The following is a 15,367-nucleotide window of genomic DNA, read 5'->3' on the forward strand; positions in this document are numbered from 1 at the left end:
GAACTTTCAGCTTGAGTTGATTAACGACTTAGATGACGACGACGCCCTCGGCAACGCCGATGGCCCGCAGGTCGCGGTACCAGCGTTCGACCGGGTGCTCTTTCGTGTAGCCGTGGCCGCCGAGCAGCTGAACGCCGTCCAGGCCGATCTGCATGCCCTTGTCGGCGCCGAGCCGCTTGGCCAGCGCCGCCTCGCGGATGAAGGGCAGGCCCTGCTCGGCACGCGCGGCACCGCGCCAGGTGATCAATCGCAGCCCGTCCAGTTCGATGGCGATGTTGGCGCACATGAAGGCCACCGCCTGGCGGTGGGCGATCGGCTCACCGAAGGCCTCGCGTTCCTTCACGTACGGGACGACGTAGTCGAGCACCGCGTGCGAGGTGCCGACGGTGAGCGCGGCCCAGCCCAGCCGCGCCAGCGCGACGGCCTCGGAGTAGTCCGCCTCGGTCGCTTCGTCCTCACCCAGCCGCGCGTTCGGCGGCACCGTCACCCCGGAGAGTTCAACGTGGCCCAGGGCCGCCGCGCGGATACCCATGCTCGGATCCGCTTTCACGGTAAGGCCTTTCGCCGAAGACTCGACGATGAACAGGGCCGGCTTGCCATCCAGTTGGGCGCCGATAACGAAAAGCTCGGCATCGGCAGCAGCCGGGACCAATGACTTCACCCCGTCCAGCCGGTAGCCGCTTGGCGTGCGTACCGCGGTGGTCTTCAGCCGGGTGGGGTCGAAGAGCGGTTGCGGCTCGGCGATGGCCACACATGCTTGGGGCACGTTCTCACCGGCGAACTCGGGAAGGTAGGTGGCCTGCTGGTCGGCGCTGCCCCAATGGGTCAGCGCGGAGGCCACGCCCGCCGGGGCGAGCAGCGGCAACGCCAGACCCATGTCGCCGTAGGCCAGCGCCTCGGCCACCAGCACGTTGGTCACGCTGGACCGGTGTGCGGCGATGCCGTCGAAATCCTCGGGGATGTTGATCGCGGTGATGCCCAGCTCGGCGGCCTTGGCGATCAGCTCGTGCGGATACGTCGCCGCTTCGTCGGCGTCGTGCGCGGCGGGCCGCAGCACTTCCTCGGCGAAATCGTCGAGAGTCTCGACGATCATCTTCTGCTCGTCGTCGGGCGTCAGGTCGAAGTAGTCCTTGCCGCTGGACTTGAGCCGGGTCGGCCCGCCGCGCAGGTTCTTGATCCGTTTGAACTCTCGAGAAGAGGCGGCGGCGGTGGAGAAGACCGTCTTGGTGCCGTAGCGCAGCGCGCGGTTGAGCGGGTCCCGCAGCCGGTATTTATCCAGGAACTCCTGCCCGACGAGCGGGGTGATCAGCGCGATCGCGATGTCGACTCCGCTGCGTTTGTGGGTCTGGAGCCCGACGGCGGACTTGTGGTCGCGCCGTTTGGTGCGAGAGCGGGTGGATGTCTGTTTGGAACCGGAACCGGTCATTTTCAGCAGCCTCAGGTCGTTGGGCAATGCGGATATGCCCGATCTTACTCCGGAGTAAGATCAGAGAGAACACTTGTTAACTAATTCACAGCGGGGTGGGGGCGAGGCCCCCGAGGACCTGCTGCTGCAACAGGCCGTTGGTGGCTACGGCGCTGCCATGGTGCGGTCCCGCGCTGCCGTCCAGCGCCGTCAGCACCCCGCCCGCTTCGCGCACCAAGACGTCGAGCGCCGCGAGGTCCCACACCGACACTTCCGGTTCGGCGGCGATATCGACCGCACCTTCGGCGAGTAGGCAATAGGACAAAAAGTCGCCGAAGGCGCGCACCCGCCACACCGCGTCGGTCAAAGCGATGAATTGGTCGCGCAGGCCGAGCTGCGCCCAGCCGGACAGGCTGGAGAACGAAAGGCTGGCCGAACTCAGTTGTGCCACTGAGGAAACCGAGATTTGGCGCGCAGGCGCACCGTCGACGGCTACGAAAGCACCCCGGCCGCGCGCGGCCCACCACCGGCGCTGCAACGCCGGGGCGCTCACGGCGCCGACGACGGGGACAGCGTCTTGCAACAACGCGATCAGCGTCGCCCACACCGGCACTCCGCGGACAAAGTTCTTAGTGCCGTCGATCGGGTCGATGATCCACTGACGTCCGGTGAAGACGGTGTCGCCACCGAACTCTTCGCCGACAATGCTGTCGTCGGGCCGTTCGCGCGCGAGCGCCTCGCGCAACTCCGTTTCGACCGCGCGGTCGGCGTCGGTCACCGGCGTCAGGTCGGGTTTGGTGTCGACACGCAGGTCGAGCGCGCCGAATCGCGCGGAAGTCAACATGTCTGCGCGGTCGGCCAGCGTCAATGCCAGCGCCAGATCATCCTGACTCATGACGCAGTCTTATCACGGTCCTACCATGGCCTCGTGTGGGAATTCGGGCTGCTGCTCCTGCTGATGGCCGTATTGGCGGTGTTCCTCGTCCAGCGGTTCGTTCCGCGCGGCCCCCGCGGTGAGCTGCTGAGCGGCACATTGCTGGTGACCGGGATAAGTCCGCGCCCGGACGCCGCCGGCGAGCAGTTCGTGACCATCGCCGGCGTGATCAACGGCCCCACCGTCAACGAACACGCGGTGTATCAGCGCATGGCCGTGGACGTGAATCAGTGGCCGACCATCGGCCAGCTGTTCCCGGTGGTCTATTCGCCGAAGAATCCGGACAACTGGCGGTTCGCTCCCGCGGAACCACCCGCCCCGCCCGGGCCGCCCGCGCCACCCGAATCGCCGCAGCCGCCCGCGGACTGAGCGCCGGTCGACCCGCCGCCGACGGGCGCGCCCCTGGTCAGGCGCGGTGGTTGAGGTTATCGACCACGCCCTGCAGCATCTCGGGATGCCGCAGAAACGGCGTGATGATGTCGACGGGCAACGGGAACACGACGGTCGAGTTCTGATCCGCCCCCAACTCCAGCAGCGTCTGTAGGTAGCGCAACTGCAGCGACGCCGGACTCTTCGACAGGGTCTCCGCGGCTTCGCGCAGTTCCTCGGATGCCTGGAGCTCCCCACGGGCGTTGATGACCTTGGCGCGGCGTTCGCGCTCTGCTTCGGCCTCGCGGGCCATCGCACGCTGCATCGACTCGGGGATTTCGACGTCCTTGATCTCCACGACGCGCACTTGCACGCCCCAGGGCTCGGTCTGCTTCTCGATGATCGTGCGCAGATCGCTGTTGAGGTCCTCGCGGTGTGCCAGCAGCGTGTCCAGGTCCGCGCGGCCCAGCAACGAACGCAGTGTCGTCTGAGCGATCTGCGACGTCGCCACCGCGTAGTTCTCCACCGCCAGAATCGCTTTCAGCGGTTCCATCACCTGGAACATCACGACGGCGTTGACCCGCGCCGGCACGTTGTCCCGGGTGATCACCTCCTGCGGCGGAATGGTCAACGTCACCAGTCGCTGGTCGACCCGAATCATCCTGTCCACCAGGGGAATCAAGAACCGTAACCCCGGGCCGTACAGTGGCCGTGCGTGGCCCATCCGGAACACGACTCCGCGTTCATACTCGCGTAGCACGGCCAGTGACCACGTCGCGAGCACGGCAAGCAGGACCATCCCCGCGCCGATCAGGCCGACCACAAGAGCAGTCATGTTGCGTTGTCCTCCTTGCTTGTCCAGCCGCCCCACCGAGTGGAGTACCGGTCGATTGCGGCGGCCACCTGGTCCTCGATCGCGGTGCGGTGCGGCAGGTGTTCGGGCGCGTTGGACGGCGTGTACCACAGGTGGCGGACCAGCGGCAGCCCCAACACCGCGACGATCAGCACAGTAGCCGTCAGGACCATCGCATCTGCGGCCGAATGGTCGGCCACTAGCGTCGCCAGCGGCAGCACGATCCCGAGTCCGGCGACGCAGCAGGCGATTCCACGGTGAAACCGCCCGGCGTCCGAATGCGGCCACGGGTCGACCTCGCGGCTTATCTCACGGCCGTGCTCAGAGCTCGTGCAATCGGATTTGACGGGACAGCTATTGCAGACCACCGGCAGCGCGCGATACCGCATGACCCGATGTGTGGGGTCGAAGGAAGTGGGCCACAGCCAATGATTTTGCGGACATACCCATGCATCATGGTCGGGCCGGTAGGTGAATCGGCCCGTGCGCCAGCGTGCTGCGTGCGCCGACGCCCGTCGGGCCATCACATCGAAACTCCAGCCGACGGCCAGCAAGGCCAGGGAATACCCGGCGATCATCCACACCGAGGTGGTCGGCGCGGCCACCGGTCAATCCTCTGCCGGCACCGCGGCACCGGTCTGCGGCTCGGTCTCGGTGTACAGCGGGTTTTCCGGCAATTCGTCGACGGGCGTACCCGACCGGAAATTGCGCAGCGCGGTCCAGGCGATCCAGACGAACGGCACCACACCGCCGACGATGAGGATGGCGTCACCCGGTAGCCGGAGCCACTCCAGCACCGCGTTACCGGGCTTGGTGATGTAGCCCAGTGACCGCGCCTCGAAGTAGCCGTCGTTGACCGAGTGGTAGAGCTGCAGCACGCCCAGCGGCAGCAAGGTGGCGAATACCATCCACGCGAGACCGATGTTCATGCACCAGAACGAGATTCGCGCGAGTTTCTCAGGCCACTTGTCGGGCGGGATCACGTAGCGGAAGGCGAACATGGCCAGGCCTACGGCGAGCATGCCGTACACGCCCATCATCGCCGCGTGCGCGTGGTTGGCCGTCAGTGCGGTGCCGATCTGGTAGTAGGACACCACCGGCAGATTGATCAGGAAACCAAAGATGCCCGCCCCCAGGAAGTTCCAGAATCCCACCGCGACCAGGAACATGACGGCCCAGCGGTGCGGGAACGGGTTGGCGTCACCGGATTGTTGACGCGCACCGAGTTGCAGGAACGCCCACGCCTCGACGGTCAGGAAGGTGAGCGGGATGACTTCGGCGGCCGAGAAGAAGGCGCCCAGCGCCATATGCTCCACCGGAGTGCCGGAGAAGTACAGGTGGTGCATGGTGCCGATGACGCCGCCGGCCGAGTACAAGATGACGTCGAGGAAGATCACGCCCAGCGCGATCCGCTCGCGCACCACGCCGAGCAGTACGAACATGTAGGCCACCATCACGGTGGTGAACAGCTCGAGGAAGTCTTCCACCCACAGGTGCACGACCCAGAACCGCCAGAAGTCCGCGACGGTGTAGTGGGCGTCGCTGCCGGCCAGCAGGCCCACCGCGTAGAAGCCCGGGATCGCCAGCCCCGAGAAGAAGAACAGCCAGGGCATGTTCATCTTCGACTCGCCCTTGAGCCTGCCGCGAATCCCGCGCCAGATGATGGCAATCCACACGAACATGCCGATGATCAACAGGATCTGCCAAAGGCGTGGCAGGTCAAGGTACTCCCATTGCTGAGAGAACAGTCCGCCAGCCGGGATCACGCCGTAGATGGACAGCGCCTCACAAATCAGCGACCCGAACACCACCAGGGCGACCGCACCCAGCAGCACGTACGCCAGCAACGCCTGGCGCCTGGGCTCGCGCCGGGCGATGAACGGCACCAGGAAGATGCCGCCGGCCAGGAAGGCGGCCGCGGTCCAGAACAGCGACAACTGCAGATGCCAGGTGCGGGCCAGGTTGTAGGGCAATACGCGGGCCAGATCCAATCCGAAGAAGTTGGACAGGTCGGCGCGGTAATGCTCGGCCGCGGCACCCAGCAGTGTCTGGGCCAGGAACAACACCGACACGATCGCAAAGAACCAGATGCAGGCGCGCTGCGCCGGCGTGAGGCTCACCTCACCGGGCTGGCGGAAGGACAGGGTGGAGGATTCGGCGCTGTGCCAGCCGACCTTCTGGCTCCAGCGGCCGTAGACCGCGAACATGATCCCGATGCCGCCCAGCAATGCGATGAGCGACAGCGCCGACCAGACGATGACCGCCGCGGTGGGGCCGTTGTCGACGCGCGGTTCGGCCGGCCAGTTGTTGGTGTAGGTGTACTTGTGGCCGGGACGTTCGGCTGCCGCGGCCCAGGCCGTCCAGGCGAAGAATGCCGTGAGGTCGCGGATCTGCGCCTTGTCGGTGATCATCCGGGGCAGCAGCCCGTATTTCGTCGAGTTCTCACCGAAGTAGGCGGCGTACTGGCTTTGGATGTGGTCGAAGGCCACGGCTTGGTGATCGGTGAACACCAACGTCTTGGTGGCGGGGTTATACCGGTTGGTGCGGAATTCGGTGACGACCCGCTCGTGCGAATCGGCGATGCCCTGCGCGCGAAGTTGACCGGCGACGTCCTGGGTGGCGGTCCGCAGATAGTCGGCGGTGTAGTCGGGGCCCAGGTAGGCGCCGTGGCCGAGCACCGAGCCGTATTCCATCAGCCCGCGGGCCTGGTAGAGCTCTTGGCCCCGGGTGATGTCCTGGCCGGTGAACAGGACCTGGCCCGATTCGTTGACGACTTTGTCCGGCATCGGCATCGAAGCCGAATACGTTCGGTAGGCCAGGATGCCCATCACCAGGAAGCCGAAGATCATTACCAGGGCGACGCCTTGAACCCAGCCCCTTCCGACCAGGGGCGCAGACGATGACTGTTGAGCGGAGGTCTGCTGAGCGGTCATGCGCGAGGTCTCCCGTCTGGGCGGTGGGTGGTGGTGCCCGCTGACTCAGATGTCAAACACAACTGCTTTTTGTCCGCATCTAATACTCGATCTCTGTCGCCACGATGACAACAGTCAATTCGGCGGGTTGACCGGACCATAGGGTCCAATGGCACCTATTTCGGGACCAATGCCTCTGGGGGAGGCGGGTTTACGGGCGATAACGTCAGAGTTGAACGGTGTAGTTGAACACCTTTCGACCGCTCGACGAAGGAGTCGTGATGAGCAACATGTATTCAGGCCCCGCGATTCTGGTAGGTGTCGACGGATCCAGGGCGGCGATACATGCGGCCGTCTGGGCAATCGATGAGGCGACAAGCCGTGATATCCCGCTGCGACTGGTGTATGTCATCGATCCGCATGGCGCGTGGGGCACGCGCGACGGCGCCACTCGCCTCGCCGTCGCCCGCGCCGCGTTGGCCGATGCCCATCGGGCAGTCGACACCACCGACCAATCGGTCAAGGTCGAGACCGACATTCTGTGGGGCAGAACGGTTTCCAAGCTGCTCGAAGCCTCGAGGCCGGCCGCCATGGCCTGCATCGGACACATCGGGCTCAACCATGCCTGCCATGGCGGACCCTCCGTTGCGACCTCCTTGATCCGCTGGGCGTCGTGTCCGGTCGCCGTGATCCAACAGCCGACGAGCCGTCCGGCGGTGCCCCAGGTCAGCAGTGTGATAGCCGAAGTGGACAACGGCACGGTGCTGCGGCACGCGTTCGACGAAGCGAGGCTGCGCGGGGCCACACTGCGGGCCGTGACGGTATCCAAAGAATCGGACACTCGCGATGCGACACCTGGAAAACGCTCAGCGCAACGGCATTTGGACCGCCGACTGGCGCGGTGGATGCGGTTGTATCCCGACGTGCGGGCCGAGGCGGCGATCGTGACCGACGTGCTGGACCTGTGCGCTTGCCACGACGCGGGCCGGCTGCTGGTCACTGACTCCTACCGGGCCGAGGCCCTGTGCCACGCGGGTCATTCCGTGCTTTCGATACGTTGCGGCAACCTGTAGCTCGGCAGGCTGTACTGCGCCGACTTTACCGGCGGGCATTGGACGACGAGGGATGGCCGGGAGATCCACCGGCGTATCCCCGCTGGCTCATCCTATGGCACAGCACAGTTGACGAGATGTACCGGGGACCGGCGGCCCATCGGGCGAACGTTCAGCCGCGCCGGATCGCGTGGCTATGCACCGGCGGCCGACCGGTGCCCACCTGAGCTCGTCGTCACGCAACCGGCTCGTGACGGTCGGGCTCGCGACCGAAGCGGAAATGGCGGCCGGTGACTTCGGTCGGCGTGATGCGCACATAGTGAGGTTTAGGCGTTGCCGTCCACGGCAACAGGTGCGCGCGTTCGGCTTGCTGAATGTCAGCATCAGCCTTCAGCAGTCGCGCGCGACCGCGCACGATCACGCTCCATCCTTCGATGACGTCGTGGTCGTCGACCTCGAAGACCACCGCGTGATTCGCCACGGCCGAAAACAATTTGGTGCCCTCGGCGGTGCGGAACAACACGGTGCGGTCTTGCACGACGAAGTTCACCGGAAAGATCTCGGGCTCACCGGCGAAGTTGGTGACCAGCCGGCCCAGCGACACGCTGCCCAGCAAGCTCCAGTTCTCATCGTCGGAAAGCACGGTCACCGGTTGGTCGCTAGCCACGCCCTCAACGCTACGGAGGATCGACGTGGCTGAGTAGAGCCCTTCGTACTCTGGGCCCGGTTCAGCCGTGGCTGACCCGTAGCAGTTTGGCCAAACTCGGCAACTTGACGCGGGGACGTCCGTGCGGTTCGCCGGCCGCGCGCTCGTGGGCGTCGATGAGGTCCCAGTGCGCCGAGGTGACCAGTTCGGGCTGGCGTGACGCCAGCCAGTCGACCAGCTGGTCGGCGTGGTCGTCGGGAAAATCCGCGAGCCCCTCGGCGGCGGACAGATCGGCGAGCAGCGTGTCCACGGTGTCCTGCGAGTCCTTCTTATTGGTACCGATCACACCGGTCGGCCCGCGCTTGATCCACCCGACCACGTATTCGTTGCGGCTGGCCTCGATCCGGCCGCCGCTGTTGGGGATCGTCGCGGTCTTCTCGTCGAAGGGCAGTCCCGGGGTGGGCACGCCGCGGTATCCGACCGAGCGCACCACCAGCTGGACCGGTAGCTCTTCCCGCCCGCCGGTGTCATTGGCGGACACCCGCCCGCTTTCGTCGGTGACCAGCTCGTTGCGGCCGAGCACAATCGCCTCGACCCTCTCGCGGCCCTTGATCTCGATCGGGGAGGTCATGAAGCGAAGCACGATGCGGCGGTGTCCGGGGCGTGGGTCGCGCTTCGCGTAATCGCGCAGCACGTTGATGTTCTGTTTCGCTGTCTTGCCGACCGCGGCCGCATCCTCGTCGCTGATGCCCTCCAGCTGGGCAGGATCGACGATCACGTCGACGTTTTCCAGGTCTCCCAACTCGCGGAGCTCGAGGGTGGTGAACGCGGTTTGCAGCGGCCCGCGTCGGCCGATGACGACCACCTCGTCGACGCCGCACGGGCGCAGTGACTCCAAGGCGTGGTCGGCGATGTCGGTCTGACCCAGCACGTCGGGGTCGGTGACCAGAATGCGTGCGACGTCGAGCGCGACGTTGCCGTTACCGATGACCGCCGCCCGTGCCCCGGAGAGATCGGGCGTGGCCGTCTCGAAATGCGGGTGTGCGTTGTACCAGCCCACGAAATCGACTGCGGCGATGCTCCCCGGCAGGTCCTCGCCGGGGATGTTCAACGTGCGGTCGGATTGGGCCCCGACGGCATAGATGACGGCGTCGTAGCGCTCGGCGAGTTCGCGGGCCTGCACGTGCTCGCCGACCGAGATGTTGCCGAAGAAGCGGAAGCGCGGATCCTGGGCGGTCTTCTCGAATTGCTTGCTGATCGACTTGATCTTCGGGTGATCGGGCGCGACGCCGGAGCGAACCAGCCCCCAGGGGGTGGGCAACATCTCGAGCATGTCGACGGCGACATCGATGTCCTCGGACGCATCGGCTGCCTTCAGTAAGGAGGACGCGGCGAAGAAGCCCGACGGTCCGGAGCCAACGATTGCAACGTGGTAAGGGCGCATCCTCGACCTTCTACTCGTGCCCGGATGCGCGCGGGGCTGTCGCGCGCAAAGCGGGGGCGCACATGATCGTGACTCGATGCTAAACGCATGACCGCTGGTCGTGGCCTGGACACTCGCCGCGAGCTGAGCTGCACCGGGACCCCCAGGTAACGTGGTCGGCTGTGGAACCCGACCGTCAAGCCGATATCGCCGCCCTCGACGCCACCCTGACCACGGTGGAGCGGGTGCTCGATGTGGACGGTCTGCGCACGCGCATCGAGAAGCTTGAACACGAGGCATCCGATCCCCAGTTATGGGACGACCAAACCCGCGCCCAGCGGGTGACCAGCGAGCTTTCTCATGCCCAGGGCGAGCTGCGCCGGGTCGAGGAGTTGCGTGGACGCCTGGACGATCTGCCGGTGCTCTACGAGCTGGCGGCCGAGGAGGGTGAAGGTGCCGGCGATGCGCTGGTCGAGGCAGACGCCGAGCTGAAGGCGCTGCGCGCGGACATCGAAGCCACCGAGGTGCGCACCCTGCTGTCGGGCGAGTACGACGAACGTGAGGCGCTGGTCACCATTCGCTCCGGCGCGGGCGGAGTGGACGCAGCCGACTGGGCCGAAATGTTGATGCGGATGTACATCCGGTGGGCTGAGCAGCACAAGTATCCCGTAGAGGTGTTCGACACGTCCTACGCCGAAGAGGCCGGCATCAAGAGCACGACGTTCGCCGTGCATGCCCCGTTCGCCTACGGCACACTCTCGGTGGAGCAGGGCACCCACCGGCTGGTGCGAATCAGCCCGTTTGACAACCAGAGCAGGCGTCAGACATCGTTCGCTGAAGTCGAGGTGCTTCCGGTGGTGGAGACCACCGACCACATCGACATACCGGAAGGTGATGTGCGCGTTGATGTTTACCGTTCGAGTGGCCCCGGAGGCCAGTCGGTGAACACCACCGACTCGGCGGTGCGTTTAACCCATATCCCAACGGGTATCGTCGTGACTTGCCAGAATGAAAAATCGCAGTTGCAGAACAAGATCTCGGCGATGCGGGTGCTTCAGGCAAAGTTGTTGGAGCGCAAGCGTTCCGAAGAACGTGCTGAGTTAGACGCGTTAAAAGGCGAAGGTGGCAGCTCGTGGGGCAACCAGATGCGCTCTTACGTGCTGCAGCCATATCAGATGGTGAAGGATCTGCGAACCGAGTACGAGGTTGGCAATCCTGCCGCCGTCCTGGATGGAGACATCGACGGATTCCTGGAAGCGGGAATCCGTTGGCGCAACCGAAAAGATGACGAATAACTCGAGCTTTCTCGCCGCATCGATGACGCACCGCTGGCACGATTTCTGGCGGGGCGAACTCGGTGAGTGGATCATCACCCGGGGTCTGCGGATCGTCATGGTCCTGATCGCCGCGGTGCTGGCTGCCCGATTCGTCAACTGGGTGGCACAGCAGGTGACCCATCAGCTCAACCTGGGCTTTGCCGAGAGCGACGCGCTGGTGCGCTCGGAGGCGTCCAAGCACCGGCAGGCCCTGGCCTCGGTGATCTCCTGGGTGTCGATCGTCATCATCGGCATCTGGGTGATCCTGCAGATCTCTTCCGTGCTGCAGTTCTCCGTGGGTGGATTGGTCGCGCCGGCCACCGTGGTGGGCGCCGCGCTGGGTTTCGGTGCACAACAATTGGTGCGAGATCTATTGGCGGGTTTCTTCATCCTGGTGGAACGCCAATATGGCTTTGGAGACCTGGTCACCATTACCGTCGTTTCCGCGACGGAGGCCAGCGGCACGGTCGAGAACGTGACCTTGCGGGTGACCCGCCTGCGATCCGCGGATGGCGAAGTGTTGACCATTCCGAACGGGCAGATCGTCAAGGTGGTCAACCTGTCGAAGGACTGGGCACGCGCGGTGGTGGACATCCCGGTGTCGACAAACGCCGACCTGAACCGGGTCAACGAGGTGTTGCATCAGGAATGCGACCGGGCAATGGACAATCCCGTGCTCGGGGAATTGCTGTTGGATGCGCCCACGGTGATGGGGGTAGAAAGCATCGCGGTCGACACCGTGACCCTGCGTCTGGTGGCCCGGACGCTGCCCGGCAAGCAGTTCGAGGTCGGCCGGCAGCTGCGTGTGCTGGTCATCCGGGCGCTGGCCCGCGTCGGCATCGTGACCGCGGCGGACGCGAAGGTGGGCCTGGTGGAAGACCCGTCGGTTCCGGCCGCCCAGGCCGCCGAACAGCAAAGCGATGACGAAGCCCGAGGTGCGGTGCAGAAGCGTTGAAGTTCACCCTGAACATCCTCGAGAAGCGCGGCGACGGCGACGACACGGATGCGCAGCATCGCTGGCCGAAGCACATATTCGGCGGGCGGATGCGCACGTCCACCTTCGTGTTGATCATCGCGTTCTTCGGGGTGTGGTGGGTCTACGACACCTACCGCCCTGAACCGGCCCCCAAGCCCCCGGCCCAGCAAGTGGTGCCGCCCGGTTTTGTGCCGGACCCCAACTACACCTGGGTGCCGCGGACCCGGGTGCAGCCACCGCCGGGGACCCTCACCCCTACGCCGACCCCGACGAGCACGCCGCCGCCCCCGCCACCGCCACCGGTGACGACGACCACGACCACGACACCGCCGTTCCAGCTGCCGCAGCTGCCGTGCGTCTTGCCGGCGCCGTTCTGCCCGCCCAGCTCGAGCCCAACCCCCACGCCGTCGCTGCCGCAGCAACCGCAGCCGGGGCCCGGCCCGGCGCCCTCTTCGCCGTCACCGGCCAGTTGACGTCGCCTGCCAGCGAAATTCACCGCTACACTGGCGTGCCGTGATGATCACCCTGGACCATGTCAGTAAGAAGTACAAAGCGTCGGCCCGCCCGGCGCTGGAAGACGTCAACGTCAAGATCGACAAGGGTGAATTCGTCTTCCTGATCGGCCCGTCGGGGTCTGGCAAGTCCACGTTCATGCGGTTGCTGCTCGGCGCGGAGAACCCGACCAGCGGTGACGTCCGGGTCTCAAAATTCCACGTCAACAAGTTGCGCGGTCGTCACGTCCCGAAGCTGCGCCAGGTCATCGGCTGCGTTTTCCAGGACTTCCGCCTGTTGCAGCAAAAGACGGTTTACGAGAACGTCGCGTTCGCGCTTGAAGTGATCGGCAAACGAAGCGACGCGATCAACCGGGTGGTGCCGGAGGTGCTCGACACCGTGGGGCTGTCCGGCAAGGCCAATCGGTTGCCCCACGAGTTGTCCGGTGGCGAGCAGCAGCGGGTGGCGATCGCTCGCGCGTTCGTCAACCGGCCCCTTGTCCTGCTGGCGGACGAGCCGACGGGCAACCTCGACCCAGATACCAGTAAGGACATCATGGATTTGTTGGAGCGGATCAACCGCACGGGGACGACGGTGTTGATGGCAACGCACGATCACCACATCGTCGACTCGATGCGCCAGCGCGTCGTCGAGTTGTCGCTGGGCAGGTTGGTTCGCGATGAGCAGCGCGGCATCTACGGGATGGACCGCTAAGTGCGCTTCGGTTTCCTACTCAACGAGGTCCTGACCGGGTTTCGTCGCAACGTCACGATGACGGCCGCGATGATCCTGACGACCGCGATCTCCATCGCCCTGTTCGGCGGCGGTCTGCTGGTGGTCCGGCTGGCCGACAACTCGCGCGAGATCTACCTCGACCGCGTCGAGACGCAGGTGTTCTTGACCGACGACATTTCGGCCAACGACACGACGTGTGCGTCCGCGCCGTGCAAGGGACTGCGCGACAAGATCGACGCACGCCAAGACGTCAAATCGGTGCGTTTCGTCAACCGGCAGGACGCCTACAACGACGCCATCAAGAAGTTCCCGGAGTTCAAGGACGTGGCGGGGAAGGACTCGTTTCCCGCGTCATTCATCGTCAAACTCAACAATCCCGAACAGCACGCGGAGTTCGACGCCGCGATGCAGGGCCAGCCGGGGGTGCGCAGCATCCTCAACGAGAAGGACCTCATCGACCGGCTGTTCGCCGTGTTGGACGGGCTGCGGGATGCCGCGTTCGCCGTTGCCCTGGTGCAGGCGGTGGGAGCAATCCTGTTGATTGCCAACATGGTGCAGGTCGCTGCGTACACCCGTCGCACCGAGATCGGGATCATGCGGCTAGTGGGTGCCAGCCGCTGGTACACCCAGCTGCCGTTCCTGGTGGAGGCGATGCTGGCCGCGTCCGTCGGTGTGGCCATCGCCGTCGTCGGACTCATGTTGGTTCGGGCCTTGTTCCTGGACAACGCGCTGAGCCAGTTCTATCAAGCACATCTAATTGCCAAGGTCGACTACGCCGACATCCTCTATATCTCGCCGTGGCTGTTTCTGCTCGGCGTGTCGATGGCGGCGGTGACGGGGTACGCGACCTTGCGCCTCTATATACGGCGGTAGCTGTGGCCAAGGGTTCCGGCCGCGCCAAGGCGGCGGGCGGCAAAGGTGGCAGCAAACAAGTTATCGCCACCAATCGCAAAGCGCGGCACAACTATTCGATCATCGAGTTGTTCGAGGCCGGAGTGTCTTTGCAGGGCACCGAGGTGAAAAGCCTTCGCTTGGGCCAGGCATCGCTGGCTGATGCCTTCGCAACGATCGACGACGGCGAAGTTTGGTTGCGTAACTTATACATTCCGGAGTATCAGCACGGTAGCTGGACCAACCACGAGCCGCGTCGCAACCGAAAGTTGTTGTTACATAGGCAACAAATCGACAGGCTGGTCGGCAAGATACGAGATGGTAACCTCGCCTTGATGCCGTTGTCTCTGTATTTCTCCGAGGGCAAGGTCAAGGTCGAACTTGCCCTTGCGCGCGGTAAACGGGCTTACGACAAGCGCCAGGACATGGCGCAGCGAGACGCACAGCGTGAAGTGGTCCGGGAATTGGGACGTCGAGCAAAGGGCATGGCCTGATCGGGGCGGCTTACGCCCAGCTGTCTGCCGTTACGTACGGTGTCAGCGATTTCGTGGGCGGCGTAGCAGCACGGCGAGTGGCCGCGCTGCGCGTGATGCTGGTCGCCTACCCGATCGAGACCCTGTTGCTGGGCGTGATGGCCGTTTTCGTCGGCGGGCCCATCCACGTCGGCGCCGTTGTGTGGGGTTGCCTGTACGGCGTCGGCATGGCCTTCGGCATGTGGGCGTTCTTCGCCGCACTCGGTTCGGGGCCGATTTCGGTCGTCTCACCATTGGCGGCCGTGCTGAACGCCGCGGTACCCGTGGCGGTCGGTATGGCGCTGGGGGAGCGGCCCGGTCAGGCCGCCCTGGTGGGCGTGGTCCTGGCGCTGGCTGCGGTGATGCTTGTCAGCCGGGAGGCCCCGGTGGAGGGGACGCCGTATCGCTTCACCCCAAAAGTGGCCTGGCTCACAGTAGTTGCCGGCTCCGCGATGGGCTTGAACCTGGTTTTCCTGCACCAGGCGCCGCACGTGTGCAAACTCTGGCCGCTGGTCTTCGCTCGGGTGGCCGCCAGCCTGGTGGTTGTCGCGATGGCCAAGACCAGCCAGAATTTGGTGATGCCGCGCGGACGGCCGCTCAAACTCGCCGTGGCCGTTGCCGTCCTGGACATCTTCGCCAACCTCACCATGCTGGCGGCGCTGCACACCTGGCTGCTCTCGTTGGCCAGCATCCTGATCTCGCTGTATCCGGCCGCGACGGTGGTGCTGGCGATGGTGGTGCTGCGCGAGCGGGTCACCCGCTTGCAGGGGATCGGCATGGTGCTGGCCATGGGTTCCGTGGCGATGATCGCCTCGGCCTGACCACCCCGGGCTCCTGCTGCCCATTGATCG

General features: G+C 65.2%; 16 protein-coding genes and 1 pseudogene. 10 read left to right on the forward strand and 7 right to left on the reverse strand.

Features of this window, described 5'->3' with window-relative positions:
• Positions 1–28: 28 nt before the first annotated feature.
• Positions 29–1,426 (reverse strand): acyl-CoA dehydrogenase family protein, encoded by a 1,398-nt coding sequence (locus AC5Y4F_RS08700; protein ID WP_499996021.1) that lies wholly within the window; start codon positions 1,424–1,426, stop codon positions 29–31.
• A gap of 85 nt (positions 1,427–1,511) precedes the next feature.
• Positions 1,512–2,300 carry a histidinol-phosphatase gene (gene hisN, locus AC5Y4F_RS08705; RefSeq protein WP_067938721.1) on the reverse strand — a complete coding sequence of 263 codons (789 nt, stop codon included), beginning with the start codon at positions 2,298–2,300 and terminating at the stop codon, positions 1,512–1,514.
• A 63-nt stretch (positions 2,301–2,363) separates the two neighbouring features.
• Between hisN and AC5Y4F_RS08710 the strand changes: the two genes are divergently transcribed.
• Entirely contained in the window at positions 2,364–2,708 is a 345-nt protein-coding gene (locus AC5Y4F_RS08710; protein ID WP_156750194.1) for a hypothetical protein, read from the forward strand.
• Positions 2,709–2,745: 37 nt separating this feature from the next.
• Here the strand turns inward: AC5Y4F_RS08710 and AC5Y4F_RS08715 are convergent, their stop codons facing one another.
• From AC5Y4F_RS08715 to AC5Y4F_RS08725, 3 genes are read right to left on the reverse strand one after another with little or no spacing between them, the layout of a single operon-like run.
• Entirely contained in the window at positions 2,746–3,543 is a 798-nt protein-coding gene (locus AC5Y4F_RS08715) for a slipin family protein (protein WP_067938776.1), read from the reverse strand.
• Positions 3,540–4,166: a hypothetical protein gene (locus AC5Y4F_RS08720; protein WP_067938725.1), complete on the reverse strand. Its 627-nt coding sequence runs from the start codon at positions 4,164–4,166 to the stop codon at positions 3,540–3,542. Before AC5Y4F_RS08720 ends, AC5Y4F_RS08715 begins: the two co-directional genes overlap by 4 nt.
• A gap of 3 nt (positions 4,167–4,169) precedes the next feature.
• Positions 4,170–6,494, reverse strand: a complete 2,325-nt coding sequence (locus AC5Y4F_RS08725; protein WP_067938726.1) for a nitric-oxide reductase large subunit — start codon at positions 6,492–6,494, stop codon at positions 4,170–4,172.
• A 260-nt stretch (positions 6,495–6,754) separates the two neighbouring features.
• Between AC5Y4F_RS08725 and AC5Y4F_RS08730 the strand changes: the two genes are divergently transcribed.
• Together AC5Y4F_RS08730 and AC5Y4F_RS08735 are read left to right on the forward strand one after the other, a co-directional pair.
• Positions 6,755–7,546 carry a universal stress protein gene (locus tag AC5Y4F_RS08730; RefSeq protein ID WP_067938728.1) on the forward strand — a complete coding sequence of 264 codons (792 nt, stop codon included), beginning with the start codon at positions 6,755–6,757 and terminating at the stop codon, positions 7,544–7,546.
• A 17-nt stretch (positions 7,547–7,563) separates the two neighbouring features.
• Positions 7,564–7,819, forward strand: a pseudogene (locus tag AC5Y4F_RS08735) (group III truncated hemoglobin); the annotation flags it as partial.
• Here AC5Y4F_RS08735 and AC5Y4F_RS08740 read toward each other — a convergent pair.
• Together AC5Y4F_RS08740 and AC5Y4F_RS08745 are read right to left on the reverse strand one after the other, a co-directional pair.
• Positions 7,761–8,192 carry a pyridoxamine 5'-phosphate oxidase family protein gene (locus AC5Y4F_RS08740; protein ID WP_067938730.1) on the reverse strand — a complete coding sequence of 144 codons (432 nt, stop codon included), beginning with the start codon at positions 8,190–8,192 and terminating at the stop codon, positions 7,761–7,763. The pseudogene AC5Y4F_RS08735 and the gene AC5Y4F_RS08740 overlap by 59 nt on opposite strands.
• Before the next feature lie 61 nt (positions 8,193–8,253).
• Positions 8,254–9,615 carry an FAD-dependent oxidoreductase gene (locus AC5Y4F_RS08745; protein WP_067938732.1) on the reverse strand — a complete coding sequence of 454 codons (1,362 nt, stop codon included), beginning with the start codon at positions 9,613–9,615 and terminating at the stop codon, positions 8,254–8,256.
• 161 nt (positions 9,616–9,776) lie between these two features.
• Here AC5Y4F_RS08745 and prfB point away from each other — a divergent pair, with 161 nt between their 5' ends.
• Genes prfB through AC5Y4F_RS08780 form a run of 7 tightly spaced genes read left to right on the forward strand, consistent with a single transcriptional unit; the run spans position 9,777 to position 15,337 of the window.
• A complete protein-coding gene (gene prfB, locus AC5Y4F_RS08750) occupies positions 9,777–10,889 on the forward strand; it encodes a peptide chain release factor 2 (protein WP_067938734.1) in 1,113 nt (370 codons plus the stop codon).
• Entirely contained in the window at positions 10,879–11,865 is a 987-nt protein-coding gene (locus tag AC5Y4F_RS08755; RefSeq protein WP_231986455.1) for a mechanosensitive ion channel family protein, read from the forward strand. The genes prfB and AC5Y4F_RS08755 overlap by 11 nt, the downstream gene beginning before the upstream one ends.
• Positions 11,862–12,359: an Rv3103c family proline-rich protein gene (locus AC5Y4F_RS08760; protein WP_067938738.1), complete on the forward strand. Its 498-nt coding sequence runs from the start codon at positions 11,862–11,864 to the stop codon at positions 12,357–12,359. The genes AC5Y4F_RS08755 and AC5Y4F_RS08760 overlap by 4 nt, the downstream gene beginning before the upstream one ends.
• Positions 12,360–12,402: 43 nt before the next feature.
• Positions 12,403–13,092, forward strand: a complete 690-nt coding sequence (gene ftsE, locus AC5Y4F_RS08765) for a cell division ATP-binding protein FtsE (RefSeq protein ID WP_067938740.1) — start codon at positions 12,403–12,405, stop codon at positions 13,090–13,092.
• Positions 13,093–13,986, forward strand: a complete 894-nt coding sequence (gene ftsX, locus AC5Y4F_RS08770) for a permease-like cell division protein FtsX (protein ID WP_067938741.1) — start codon at positions 13,093–13,095, stop codon at positions 13,984–13,986. It begins immediately after the preceding gene.
• A 2-nt stretch (positions 13,987–13,988) separates the two neighbouring features.
• Positions 13,989–14,498 (forward strand): SsrA-binding protein SmpB, encoded by a 510-nt coding sequence (smpB, locus tag AC5Y4F_RS08775; RefSeq protein WP_067938742.1) that lies wholly within the window; start codon positions 13,989–13,991, stop codon positions 14,496–14,498.
• Positions 14,495–15,337 (forward strand): EamA family transporter, encoded by an 843-nt coding sequence (locus tag AC5Y4F_RS08780; protein ID WP_156750193.1) that lies wholly within the window; start codon positions 14,495–14,497, stop codon positions 15,335–15,337. Before smpB ends, AC5Y4F_RS08780 begins: the two co-directional genes overlap by 4 nt.
• Positions 15,338–15,367: the final 30 nt, after the last annotated feature.

Source organism: Mycobacterium sp. NGS56, assembly GCF_059812425.1.

Bases quoted from the DNA above. Each gene is read 5' to 3' on its own strand.
- AC5Y4F_RS08730 (WP_067938728.1), top strand. From the start codon at position 6,755: ATGAGCAACATGTATTCAGGCCCCGCGATTCTGGTAGGTGTCGACGGA.
- AC5Y4F_RS08715 (WP_067938776.1), bottom strand. From the start codon at position 3,543: ATGACTGCTCTTGTGGTCGGCCTGATCGGCGCGGGGATGGTCCTGCTT.
- AC5Y4F_RS08745 (WP_067938732.1), bottom strand. From the start codon at position 9,615: ATGCGCCCTTACCACGTTGCAATCGTTGGCTCCGGACCGTCGGGCTTC.
- AC5Y4F_RS08725 (WP_067938726.1), bottom strand. From the start codon at position 6,494: ATGACCGCTCAGCAGACCTCCGCTCAACAGTCATCGTCTGCGCCCCTG.
- hisN (WP_067938721.1), bottom strand. From the start codon at position 2,300: ATGAGTCAGGATGATCTGGCGCTGGCATTGACGCTGGCCGACCGCGCA.
- AC5Y4F_RS08700 (WP_499996021.1), bottom strand. From the start codon at position 1,426: ATGACCGGTTCCGGTTCCAAACAGACATCCACCCGCTCTCGCACCAAA.
- AC5Y4F_RS08710 (WP_156750194.1), top strand. From the start codon at position 2,364: ATGGCCGTATTGGCGGTGTTCCTCGTCCAGCGGTTCGTTCCGCGCGGC.
- ftsE (WP_067938740.1), top strand. From the start codon at position 12,403: ATGATCACCCTGGACCATGTCAGTAAGAAGTACAAAGCGTCGGCCCGC.
- AC5Y4F_RS08755 (WP_231986455.1), top strand. From the start codon at position 10,879: ATGACGAATAACTCGAGCTTTCTCGCCGCATCGATGACGCACCGCTGG.